Below are 12,374 nucleotides of genomic sequence, written 5' to 3'. Positions count from 1 at the left end.
TACGCTAAACGACAATGACAACGATTTTCAACAATGGGAATGCGCTCGACTGCTACCGGACCCTGGGCAGATCGGGGTTGCGGGTCTCGCCGCTGGCACTGGGCACGATGGCCTTCGGCACCGACTGGGGCTGGGGAGCCGACAAGCTCGAAGCGCGGCGCATCTTCGACACCTACCTCACCCAGGGCGGCAATTTCCTGGACACAGCAGGCAACTACACCAACGGCACCGCCGAGGAATGGCTGGGCGAATTCGCCGCCGCCGATCGCGAGTCGCTCGTCCTGGCCACCAAGTACACCCTGCTGCGGCGCCCGACCGACCCGAACTCCGGCGGCAACCACCGCAAGAACATGATCGCCTCCGTCGAAGCCGCGCTACGCCGGCTCCGCACCGATTACCTCGACCTGCTCTACCTGCACATGTGGGACGACCTCACCCCACCGGAGGAGATCCTGCGGGCCATGGACGATCTGGTGCGCGCGGGAAAGGTCCTGTACATGGGCATCTCGAACACGCCCGCCTGGCAGATCGCACGGATGCAGACGATCGCCGATCTGCGCGGATGGACACCGCTCATCGCGGTGCAACTCGAATACAACCTGACCGAACGCACCACCGAACACGACATGCTCCCGATGGCGCGCGAGCTGGGTCTCGGCGTGGTCCCCTGGTCGCCACTGGCCGGAGGCGTACTCACCGGCAAGTACACCGAGGCCGACCTACCCGCGGAATCCCGTCGACCGATGCTGGGACATACCCGCCGAGATCTGATCGACGCCAACGGCGGTCTCACCGAACGGACACTGTCCATCGCGGCGACCGTAGTTCAGGTCGCCCGGCAACTCGGCCGGTCACCGGCGCAGGTGGCCCTCGCCTGGCTGTTGCATCGGCCCGGGGTCACCGCGCCAGTCCTCGGCGCCCGGACGCGCGCGCAGCTCGACGACAGCCTCGGCGCATTGAACTTGATCTTGGAAGACCACCATCTCGTCCGTCTCGACGATGCGTCCGTCGCCGCGCCGGGATATCCGCACAACGTACTCGCCCGCCCGATGGCCCGCCGGAGCATCTTCGGCGATATGCCGGTTCGGCCCGGCCCCCTCGGCTGAACTCCCTCCCACCCCGATCACGACAGGAAACCACGTTGGCATTATTCGATCTGTTCACCGACCGCCTGCTGCGCAGACCTCGAGGCCCGCTGGCCCGGCTGATGTGGCGCGATATGAAGTCCCATCACGAAATCTTCCACGACACGCTCGCGGAATTGCACCTCTCCGCCGACGACCACCTCCTCGAGGTGGGTTGCGGCGGGGGCACCTTCGCCGCGCGCGCACTCGAAAGCGGCTGCCGGATGACCGCGGTGGACCACAGCGCCGATATGGTCGCGCTCACCCGATCGCGCAACGACGCAGCCATCCGAGAGGATCGGCTCGAAGTCCTCGAGGGCACAGCCGAGGCGATACCGTTGCCGGACCAGCACTCCAGCTGCGTGACCGCGATGAACATCCTCTTCTTCGTCGATACACCGAAGACGCTGTCCGAACTGCATCGCGTTCTCCGGCCGAACGGCCGCGTGGTCCTGCACACGGTCGCACCTGATCCTCCGCGATCACTTATGCCGCCACCTGTCGCCCGGCGCGCGCATTTCCACTCCGACTCCGAACTCCGCACAATGCTGGAAGCCGCCGGATTGAGCACGCCGCGGGTTCGGCGGGTGGACAACATCTTCCAGATCGTTACGGCCACCCGACCGGACTGATCCGAAGGGCCGGGCGCGCCCATCGTGCCCGGCCCGGCGAAACCCACGAACGACGGAAATCACGGATGCAGAACCTGGCAGAGCCGGCAACATACCCCGGCCGGCCCCTCCGACCGCGACGCTGGTCCCCCCAACAACAAGCCGTGCTGGCCGCTCTGCGAGACGACTACCGATGTCTGAGCGCACAGCAGGTGTACCTCGTGATCCGCCGCGCCGGCACCGTGGATATCGGGCTGGCCACCGTATACCGAGTGCTGCACCAATTGGCCACCGACCACCTTGTCGCAACCCTGTACGACGAGGACAACACCGTCCTGTACCGGCTCGCCGACAGCGAGAATCCGCGATATTACCTACTGTGCCGGCGGTGCCGGCGGTCACGATCTTTCATCGACACACGACTCGAAGAGGACCTCGCAGGTCTCGCCCGCCGGAACGGCTACACCCAGGTGCATCACCGAGTCGCGCTGTACGGCCTGTGCCCGGGTTGTACAAGTAGTCCCCCGGCCGACGCACGGCCGACCAGTGAATTACCGAAAGATCTTTAAGTTCAGTGAAATCGGATGAAGCTCCAGGTGACGCGGTCGTGGATACCGTCTTCGGAGTATTGGCCGCCGCGGTAACGCCACCGGCGTTGCAGAACGCCGAGCAGGCAGGTGATCGCGGGCAGGTCGAGGAAGATGACGGTGTCGGCTGCTTGTATCCGGATCGGCAGCGTGCTGGCGTAGTTGCCTTCGATCAGCCATCGCGGCGCGGCGACCAACTGGCGTTGGTGGTCGGCGAATTCCCGCTGCGGCAGAGGCTTCCAGCTGGGGTCGTAGAAGATGGCGTCGAGGTTGGTGAGGGCGAGATCGAGCACCGTCGCGAGTTGCCGGGCAGGTAGGTCTTACCGGAGCCACCGCAGCCGACGATGGCGATCCTGTCCATGCCCGGCGACCCTAGCCGCGCGGCCTACCACCGAACTTGCTGTATTCGGGGTTGTTGCGATCGAAGGGTCCTGCGCCTCATAGTCCGAGGTTATCGTCTGGCTGGCGATTGAAGGGCTCGGCTTCCGGGTGGGTGACCACTTGGTCGGTGTTGTCGGCCTGTTCGGTGTGCTGTCGGAGTTGTTGCTCGTGCGAGAGCTGGGCGGGGCTGAGGGCGTGGCGCCGGTGCTGTTCGGCGCGGTGCTGCTCCAGCTGTCGATTGATGTCGGCGATCCGGGTCCGGGCTTCCTCGTCGGCCTCGGCCCGCGCGTGGGTGCCGCGTCTATGCGCGTCGGGCGTGTATTCGGGGTCGGTGTCCAGCAGTTGGTCCCAGCCGTCGGTTGTTCCGGCAAGCAGGATGGCGTCGCGGTTGGCTTTGCGGGCGGTGGCTCGTGCGGTGCTGTGATCCCGGCTGCGGCGGGTTTGTTCGGCGATGAGGGCGTCGATGCGGGTTTGGAGTTGGCGGCGTTGGCCGCGGCGGTAGCCGGGTGTGGTGTCGAGGGCGGTGCGGGCCTGACCGAGTTCGGTCGCGACTGCGTGGACGGCTTTCGCGGCGGCGTGGAGTTGTTGTTCGGCGGTGCGGGCGTCGCGGATCGCCTGTTGCGCGGCTTTGTGGTGGCGAATGAGATTGTCGGTGTCGGGTTCGCTGTCTGGGGTGTGTTGGGGTGGGTTGAATAGGAAGTTGTCGGTGTCGGCGAGTGTGAGGCGCTGGTGCAGTTCCTCGATGTGTTCGTCGAGTTGGGTGTCGGTGAGCACGAACAGCAGATTGTCCGCTGCTGTATCAGTGAGGGTCGAGTCGTGGGAGTGTGATTCCTGCGCGGTGTCGGGCAGCGGGTGGTCGCGGATCCAGGCTTCGATCGCTGCCCGGTGCGCCGAGTTGCCGGTGGCGCGCCAGTCGCGGCGAAGCATCGCGCGGGCAGCGGAAGCGGGTCTGGTAGCGGCGATGTGGTCGCAGCGGGCGGTGATGTGGTCGACGGGATCATGGTCGGGGATGGCGGGTTCGTGGCTGTCGCGGCAATCGCCGCATAGCCCGTCATCGGCACGGCGCGGTGGCATGGGGGTGGTGTCGGTGCGGGAGCGTTCGAGGCCGCAGGCCACGCAGCCGAGCCCGCGGGTTTCGGGGAGGGCAGCGAGGTCGTAGTCGAGCGGGCGGTAGGTCGTGCGGGCCTCGGGCAGCACCGGGCGGTAGTAGTGATGCATGACGCCGTCGGGAATCACGTCATCGTAGGGCTGGTCGTCGACGTCAGCGCGGGTGTCGTGGTAGCCCTGCTCGGCTCGGCGGGCCTGGATCTGCGCGTCGGTTAGCGGGTCGCGGCGTGCGGCCGGGTCGGTGTGTTCATGGTGGTCGCGGGCGGCTTCGTGGCGCCGGTCGCGCCGGTAGACCGGTTCGGCGCGAGCGGTATCGGGTTGGTAGACGTGCGGGTCGACGGTCGGTATGCACGCCTGGATAAGTGCTCGGTGCTGCGGAAAGCGTTCACCGGCCCACCGCAAGCGTGCGCGGGCGACCGGGAAACTGTAGCGGTAGAGCGTTGCCGCGATATCGGCGAGGATCGTGCGCTGGTCGTCGGTGGCGATATCGATGAGGTCGCCGAACGCCTCGACCGCAGCGGTGATCTGGCCGGTGTGGAACAGCTGCGCCACCTCACCGATACCCTCGGGGAGGTCGTCGGCAAGTTCGTCGGTGTGGGCGTGTTCACGCTCGCATTCTGGGGTCTGTGCCGGTTCAGGGACCACGTGTGGGCTGCGGTGATCTTCGGGACCGGATTCCGGTGTCGGACCGGCTGTGGTGGGTTCCGGTGGGGTGGCGGAGTGTGGTTCGGCGCCGGTAGGGCCGTCATGGCGCGGGGTGGGGTGCAGAAGGGCGTCGATGCGCCAGGCCAGGGCGCTGGCGAGTTGGTCGGAGCGCAGGCCGGTTGCTCCGTCGGGTTGGGCGCCGGCGAGGAGTTCGTGGGCGGTGGCCAACAGTTGTTGCGGTGTCCAGTCGGTGCCGGTGGCGCGGTCGATCGCGGCAACAACGCGCGGCCAGGCCGGGTCGGCGGTGACACGGTCGGCAGCGTCATCACCCAGCACGGCGCGCAGGTCGGTGATCCAGCCCGGGCGCAGGTTCCGGTGGCCGAGGCCGGTATCGAGGGCAGACGGTTCCAGTTCCAGGCGCGACCACAGCGCGGCGGCAGGCATCTCATCGGGTAGCGGCCGGTGTGCGGCGGCGGCGAGGAGGGTTGCGATGTCGATTCCGGCGCGGGAGGCGACCTCGATCTTGTCGGCGAGGACCGGCCAATACGGGTCGGTCACGACTCGGGCGTCCAGGCGGGCAAGAGTATCAGCCCATTTGTTGACCGGCAGACGCGTATCGCCGAGCGCGTCGGCGACCCGCGCGTCGAGCCGCTGCTGGTGGCCGCGTTCGAGCGCGCTGTAGCGGGGCGGACCGGTGGGCCGCATATCGCGGTCGTCGACGTGCAGCGCGGCGCGCCAGATCGCAAGCTCGCCGAGTAGCCCAGGATCGGAACCGACAAGAGGGAGGGCCCAGTGCGGCGCCGTCACCGGAGTCCACCACTGAACGTCGCGGCGGATCTGGGATCCGAGGTCGGCGACGATGCGAGCGCGCGCGGCAAGTTGGGTGGAATCGAGATCCTCGCGCAGCCCGCGAGGTATGCCTTGTGTCCACAGCAGCGGTCCGGTGCCGGAGGAGTGGGCACCAGAAGGGTCCAAACGCCAATCCAATACCGCGGCAACGTCATCGGCGCTGTCGAGTTCCCGCGAACTGGCGGCGGTGTGCAGGGCGGCGATGGGGTCGCGACCGGACAGTGCGATGGTCGCCAAATGTTGACGTAGCACGGAGTAGGCGGGGCTGTCGGTGAGGTTCGGTCGTAGCGCTTCCGCGGCGGCGTCGAGACGATCCAGGCCGTCGGGGCCGAGGGCGTGTTCGGCGGCGACGCCGATCGCGTCGAGGTAGATATCGAGTGCGCGACCGATCCGAGTGCGCGGGTCGAGTGCGTCGCGCAGCTGGGTGTGCGCGGATCTTTGTGCGCCGTCGCGGCCAAGGATGCGCACCAGCACTTCGACCGCGGTGCGCGGAAACACCGCCGGTTCGCTCCAAAAGGAGCCTTCGCTGCCATCGAGCGCGGTAGGGATGTAGGCATGGTTGGCGTGTACGCCGCGGGTCATCGCGACGTAAAGCTGTTGACGCGACTCGGATCCGGTGAGCGCGACATGGCAGGTATCGGCGGTGATTCCCTGCGCGGAATCGATCGTCGTCGCGTACCCGAGGCGCACATGCGTTGCCACATATTCGGCGGGAAGACGCACACACTCGCCCTGTTTTCCGCCGGAACGTAGGTGCGTGGCGGTGAGACTGCCGTCGTCGTGGACGGCAGTAATGGTCCAGGTGTAGCCGTTGCGTACCCAATCACGTGCGCCGAGACGCAGTCGCGGGTTGTTGCGGCAGGTGCGGATCGTGTCACCGACCGAGGCCGCGAGACCGTCGGCGAGCACGCGTTCCGCGCCCACTTCGCCACTGTCGCGGGCGATGCGGTCGGCGCGGGCGCGGGCGTTGAGCGCGGTCACCACCTCATGGGTCGGGGCCAGCATGATGCTGTCGCGGCCGGCGAGATGGTCGGTAACCCAGGCAGTGTAGGCGTCATCATGGGTCGCGTCCTGGTGTCCTGCGTGCACACGTGAGTTGTCCAGATACCAACCGAGAGCGGCGGGATCGCCTTCGCGTAACTGCAAACTCGCGGTCGCCTCGGCGGTGGAGGCGAACCGTACGACGTGGGTGAGGGTCAGGGTGTGTTCGGGTGCGGTGGCGTTCATGTCGGCGTCCGCGCCGCCGGCTTCGATCGCGGGCAGCTGGTGATCGTCACCGGTGCAGCGGACCGTCGCCCCGCGATCGGCCAGAAACTGCAGCAGCCGAAGGCGCTTGAGGTTGCCGAGCTTGACATGCTCATCCACGATCACCAACGTGTCGGAGTCGATCTGCAGCACCCACTCCGGCAACGACGGCGGGACCTCGCGCTCCAAAGCAGGATTGTCAGGGCGCGGTGTGTGACGCGCGACGACGTCGAGGAGCTTGTCGGCAGTCTCCACCCGGGCGCCGATCGACTCACCCAGCACCGCGGCGGCCGATGCGGTAGGTGCCAGGCCGAGTACCTGCCCGCCGCTGGCGTGCCAGGCATCGGTGAGCACGGCCATCGCGGTCGTCTTCCCCGAACCGGCCGGGGCGTTGGCGGTATGCACCCGCAGCCCCGACGTCGCGAAGCCTTTGATGACGCTGACCTGCCCGGCATTCAGCGGCCGATCCGGAAATGCAGTGTTGTAGTTGCGGACCGCCGCCGTCACCAGGTCGGGTGAGAGTTGCCGGGCACCGGACTGCACCGACAGCTCGATCAGCGCCTGTTCCACCGACAATGTGCGCGCCGAGGTGTACAGCGCAGAGCCGGACGACGTGTACACGCTGGAGCCGTCGCGACGACGCAACAGCTCGGGCACGGTGTGCAATTCGGGCTCGTCAGCGATATCGGGGTCGCCGCGTTCGATCGACTGCGCCGAGGAGAGTGCTTCGGTCAGGACGGCGTCGGTGGCCTGTTCCCAGTCTTGGCCTCGGATGCGGCCGCGCACCTGCCGCTCGATTTCGGCGCGCACATTGTTGCGCCGCCACGTCGACCGATGCTCCGACACCACTTCCAGCACCTGCCCAGCCGTCCGCGCAATCCACTCCGCGGACACCGCAACACGGGGCGCACGCACCGGATTCAAGGCCGCCACGACCATCCGCGACAACGCCTCCAAGCCGCCGAGCAACGCCACCGCCTCGGCCCGCCATGTGTGGCGTTGTTCGGCCAGCGACCGCAGTTGGTGTTTGGCCGGGCGGGTTTCCAGGGTGGCGCGCTGTGCCAACTCGTACATCTCCCCTGGGACCGGTTCGCGCCCGAACCGATGTTGGAAGTCCGTGGCGAGCTCACCCAAGCGCACCTTGATCGCCGCTTCGCGCCGCGACCATGCTTCGTTCAACCGCGCCGGTACGCCGACGATTTCACGGATCGGGCGCTTGGCCGGATCCTCCGTCTGGCGTTCGGCGAACTCGACGCCGACGAGATCTTCGAGGTGGTGTTCCAAACGCGTGTTGTAGATCTCCGACACGGTGACCACGGCCTGGTAGATCGCGGCGCCATCCAGCGTGCGCCACTGGCCATCAAGGGTGCGCACGCGATTGGCGATCAGCACATGGGTGTGCAGGTCCGGGTCCCCGGCGCGGGAGTCACGGTGGGTGAACCACGCCGCTACTACGCCTTCCACATCGACCTGGCGCACACCGTTGCGACCCAATCGGGTGAAGATCGCGTGCTGTTCGAGCCACGACAGTGCGTCCCATACCGCACGCTGGTGCGCGGTCTCGATCTTGCTCGCGACCGGCCGCGGCGCAAGAGCCCACAGCGCCGACACCGACTTCACGGGTGAGAAGGTGATGTCGAAACCCGCGACCGCGGTGATGTTCGGGCGCGAGTTCTGTGCCACCCACCCCGACAATTCCCGATCATCCAGGGGCGCACGATCGTACTGTTCGGTGAACATTCCCGTCGCGACACGGGTGCGAATCCGTGCCCGTTCCGCATCGGGAATGGCGTCGTGCGGGTCTGCCCCGTGCGCAATATTGTGTTGCTCGAACGCTTCCGCACACCGTTTACGGAACTCGGAAACGTCGTCATAAATACGGAATTGGTTGCCTAAACGGGTCGCTTGATCGGCTGCGCGTGCAGCATCTTTGTGTTTGGCACCGAGGTGGATCTGTTCGTCGTAAACTTCGGCTTCGATCAGGTCGGCGTTGGGGTGACGACCTAGCCCGAACAGGGATTTCATCTGTTCTTCGGTGACTTCGTCACCTGCGGTGATGCCGAGCGCGGGCAAGCCGGTGCCATGCCAGCGCCCGGGTGCTTCGCCGTGGGCGGAGTAGTAGTCGGCCAGGCTGGAACGACCACGGGAGCTGGCGTCCTGCGCGGCCACATTACGCAGGTAATACTGATATCCATTGCCTGCCACGACTTTATGAATGGTCGCGGTCACATATCCATCAAGCGCCCGTTTGATGATCGATTCCAGGGCGGTGATCTCCCTATTTATATATAAATGTCGCAAATGCCCTGGTCGTTACCGAAACGTGTTGGTGTGGCAGTGATCTTGTGACCTGGACTACTCGGTCGGTTGTGGCCGGTTATGGATGTCGCGTCCTGGTTGGGTGTGGGGGAAGAACCTGACTGGAGCGGGAGGGAGGCGGAGTTCGTCGCGAATGGCTGCGATGAACCGTTCGAACGCTTGACGTGCGGGAACTCTGGCCTGCTTCCATTCGTCGATGACGAGTTGCCGTTCCTGCGCGCGGTAGAAGAGGTCAGTTACTGCCTGGTCCAGTTGGGTTGCCACGGCCACGACTTCTGCTGACCCGTGCAGCCAGACCGAGGTGAAGGCGCTGTCCCATCCCTTGAAGTCGTCGAGCCTGATCCGTTCGACCCGGTCAGCGTAGGAATCGGCGGTGGGATCTGCTGTCGCGAGTACTCGGAGAACTTCGTTGAGTGCCTGGAACTGCTCGGCGAAGCTTTGATAGCTGGCCGTCTTCTGATCGCGGCGCCACCGCGCAGACTCTGTTCGGCTGTCCCATAACCGGCCGACGGCGATGCCCAGGATGGCTGTCACTGCGGCCACTACAGCTGTGCTCATGTTTGCTACCCCCTGCGCCGCAACACGATTCGTGATGCGCTTCACGACTAGCGTATCCGGGTGTGGGCGTTGAATCTGGCCGCTCCGCGAAGAGTTCACCGCAGATGTACACGGTAACCAGTTGCTTTGGAGGTACTCCCTGGACTGTGCCTGTCAGGGTTTGGTCATCTGCCTATCCCCGAATCAAGCCGGTCCACTGGCCCTGGAACGCCGCCGCCGGCTGATCGAGATGCCGCACACCTTCGGCCAGAACCAACCCAGCAGACCCAGGGATCTTTGCGAAGGATCCGCTCCAGATCGTCAACGGAAAGGTGACATCGTCGCCTCGCGGAGCGACTGTCATCGACAGCGGCGATGCGGGACATGTCAGCGACCCAACCCAAGGTCAGCACAAGCGTCTCGCGGCAACCGTTCGACAGTCCACCTGGGCTACCGCAAAGTTGTCACATTTCCGGCGATAGTCCGGAAAGTTACCCTCGATGCAAGAGGTGTGCTTGAGAAAAGAGATAGAGAGGAGAAGGTGAGGTGTGGAGAAGTGTAGTAGGTAGGAGTGGGGGCGAGGTGTGTGGGTGGATGTGGATAAGTGCGGATAGATGGTGTGGGAGGGGAATGGTGTCCTGTGGATGTGGCAGTGCGGTTGGTGGTACGGGACCGGTGGTGGGGATCCCGTACCACGTCGTCGGCGCAGCGGAGGTTCAGGCGGGCGCGGTGATGCGCGTCCATCCGACGGAGTGGCAGGCGTAGTAGCGGTCATCGATGGCGACGACGTCGCCGACCGACAGCGACCGCAACCATTTGTCGGCCCACGCGTCGGCGTGGGCCGAGTCGGCGGGGTGCTCGGGGTGCTCGTTGAACGCGGCGAAGGCGCGCTCGAGGATCACCGCGTCGGCCGGTGCACGTCCGGCGGGGACGGTGTACTCGTAGGCGAGGAGGAGTGGCGCGGCGGGGGTGTAGCCGTCGAGCATGGAGTGCGGGGCGCGGTTGAGGAACACCCGCACGGTGATGGCATGTCGGTGTCGTGTGAGTGTGCGGCGCAACGCTCGGGTGAGGCGGCGCAGGCCGGTCGGGGGTCGGTGCATCACGTGGGCTCCTGAGGTTGGGGTGGTGGACCGGTCCGCCGTGGGCGCGAGGCAGCCACGGCGAACCGGCGATCAGGGGGTGACGCGAGATGTGGGGTCAGGCCGCCTGCGACTGACGGGGGCGGGCGGGGGTGAGGCCGAGGTCGATCCGACAGGTGAGGCAGTAGTTGTCGGCGTGGACGACGGTGTAGGTGGTGCAGCCATCGCAGCGGCCGTGGCGCTGATCGGCTCTCAACTTCGCCCGCCTCTTCGGCGCGGCGGCGCGGTGCCGCGGTGCCGCGTCAGCGGCGGCGACCTCGGCGGCGCGCTGGAGCGGCTTGGCCGGGTTGGGGGTGAGGTCGGGATGGGTGGCGAGGAAGCGCGTGATGTGGCGGCAGATCGGATGCGGTGCCGCCCGGTGCCAGACTTCGGCGATCTGGGCGTGTGCGGTCGCGGGGTAGGTGGCGGCGAGGAATTCACAGCGCGAGACCACGAAGTCCTCGACGGTGAACCTCTCGGGCAGCGGCGCGATCCCCGGCCGTCGGTCGGCGCGGCAGTAGTCGCAGAGCCCGTCGTCGGAGACCAGCCGTCCGTCGCGGGCGTGGATGGGTCGCTGGTCGGTCATGGCGCGTTCGATGAAGCAGGACACGCACCGCCATCCCATGACCGGGACCATCGCGGCGTCGTCGTAGTCGAGGCCGTTGCCCTGGTTCGGGATCTCGGGTCGCGCGTCGTCGTGCACCCGCAGTCCGGTGCGGGCCGCGGCGAACGCTGCGGCCTCGGCCTCGGTGATCCGACTGCGCCGCCGCGGCGCACCTGCGGGACGGCGTCGGCGGGCGTGTCGAGCGCGCAGCGCGGTGTCGTCGTGGGTGTCGAGGTAGTCGCGGGCGCGTTCGGCCAGCGCCTGCGCGCCGTCGCCGGCGTGCCCGGCATCACGATGGCGCTGGGCGTCCCAGGTGGCACGGTGCTCGTCGTCGTACTGGTCGGCGACGTAGTTGAGGTAGGCGCGGGCCCACAGCTCGGTGGCTTCAGCGTAATCCCGGGTGAGGCGGCCACGAGGCTGCCGCTGCTCCGGGTCGACCGGGGTGGCGTCGCCATGCAGCGGTGGTTCGGGTTGGGCGTGCGGGTCGGGGATGGTCGAACCGTCGGTGAACAGGGCACTGGTCACATAGCCGGTGACGAGGGCGTCGGTGGCCAGTGCGTAGGCGAGCACGTGGCTGCGGTGATCCCCGGGTATGGACGTCGGGCGTGCCTTGGCGCGCGCGGCGATCTGGTCGGGGGTGTTGCGGGCTTCGTCGGTGGCCCGCGAGGGGGCACGCTGGGTGACGAGTGGCCGGTAGCGGTCGCGCACCGGCATCGGCGGGAGTTCAGCGGCGGCGAGAGAGACCTCGAAGATCCCCGGCAACTCGCGGTGATACAGCCCGGGATCGGTGTCGGGGGCGCAGGCGTTGATCAGCTCCCGACGTTCGGGATCGGCCGCCTTCCACAACGCGTCCAACCGCTTGTGCGCGGTCTCGAACGGATAGCGAGTGAAGGTGTCGGCGAGCTCATCGAGGAAAGCACGCTCGTCCGGTGTGGCGAGGGCCAGCACGTCGGGGAACAGCGTGCGCGCGGCGCGCGGGTTGTTGAGGTGCAGGCAATGCAGGTCGAACAGAGCATCGTGGAAAGCACTGGGCATGACGAATGTCCTGTCTCGCGAGGAAAGAAGAAACCCACCCCGGGAATCGCGTGCGCTTTTCGCAACACGAGGGGCGGGCGGCTGGTCGGGTGACCCGCCTGAAGGGCGATCGACCAGGGTGGTGACCGACGCGCCGGAGGGAACGCGCCAACCTCGGGTGGGCGCGAATTTCCCGCGCACACCACCCGACCCGCACCATCGCAGTGGTCGTC

The 12,374-nt window shown here is 66.8% G+C and carries 8 protein-coding genes; 3 read left to right on the top strand and 5 right to left on the bottom strand.

Going from position 1 to position 12,374, the window contains the following annotated elements; genetic code table 11:
- Window positions 1-14: 14 nt before the first annotated feature.
- The 3 genes from OH799_RS11440 to OH799_RS11430 all read left to right on the top strand — a co-directional run bounded on the left by OH799_RS11440 (window position 15) and on the right by OH799_RS11430 (window position 2,304).
- A complete protein-coding gene (locus OH799_RS11440) occupies window positions 15-1,106 on the top strand; it encodes an aldo/keto reductase (RefSeq protein WP_327150589.1) in 1,092 nt (363 codons plus the stop codon).
- 35 nt (window positions 1,107-1,141) lie between these two features.
- The gene (locus tag OH799_RS11435; RefSeq protein ID WP_406279061.1) at window positions 1,142-1,756 is read left to right on the top strand and encodes a class I SAM-dependent methyltransferase; all 615 of its coding nucleotides are present in this window, start codon (window positions 1,142-1,144) and stop codon (window positions 1,754-1,756) included.
- 65 nt (window positions 1,757-1,821) lie between these two features.
- Window positions 1,822-2,304 (top strand): Fur family transcriptional regulator, encoded by a 483-nt coding sequence (locus OH799_RS11430; RefSeq protein WP_406279058.1) that lies wholly within the window; start codon window positions 1,822-1,824, stop codon window positions 2,302-2,304.
- A gap of 2 nt (window positions 2,305-2,306) precedes the next feature.
- On the opposite strand, the gene OH799_RS11425 is transcribed toward OH799_RS11430, so the two are convergent.
- From OH799_RS11425 to OH799_RS11405, 5 genes are all read right to left on the bottom strand, one after another.
- Window positions 2,307-2,615: a hypothetical protein gene (locus tag OH799_RS11425; protein WP_406279055.1), complete on the bottom strand. Its 309-nt coding sequence runs from the start codon at window positions 2,613-2,615 to the stop codon at window positions 2,307-2,309.
- Between the two features lie 145 nt (window positions 2,616-2,760).
- On the bottom strand, window positions 2,761-8,778 hold the full coding sequence (mobF, locus tag OH799_RS11420) for a MobF family relaxase (protein WP_406279052.1): 6,018 nt from the start codon (window positions 8,776-8,778) through the stop codon (window positions 2,761-2,763).
- A 126-nt stretch (window positions 8,779-8,904) separates the two neighbouring features.
- Complete coding sequence (locus OH799_RS11415) at window positions 8,905-9,426, bottom strand: hypothetical protein (protein WP_406279049.1); 522 nt, start codon at window positions 9,424-9,426, stop codon at window positions 8,905-8,907.
- Between the two features lie 695 nt (window positions 9,427-10,121).
- Window positions 10,122-10,505: a hypothetical protein gene (locus OH799_RS11410; RefSeq protein WP_406279046.1), complete on the bottom strand. Its 384-nt coding sequence runs from the start codon at window positions 10,503-10,505 to the stop codon at window positions 10,122-10,124.
- Between the two features lie 97 nt (window positions 10,506-10,602).
- A complete protein-coding gene (locus OH799_RS11405) occupies window positions 10,603-12,162 on the bottom strand; it encodes a hypothetical protein (protein ID WP_406279043.1) in 1,560 nt (519 codons plus the stop codon).
- Between the last annotated feature and the right edge of the window lie 212 nt (window positions 12,163-12,374).

The organism is Nocardia sp. NBC_00881, from assembly GCF_045207455.1.
Taxonomy (GTDB): Bacteria; Actinomycetota; Actinomycetes; order Mycobacteriales; family Mycobacteriaceae; genus Nocardia.
This window is presented reverse-complemented; position numbering and strand designations above follow the sequence as displayed.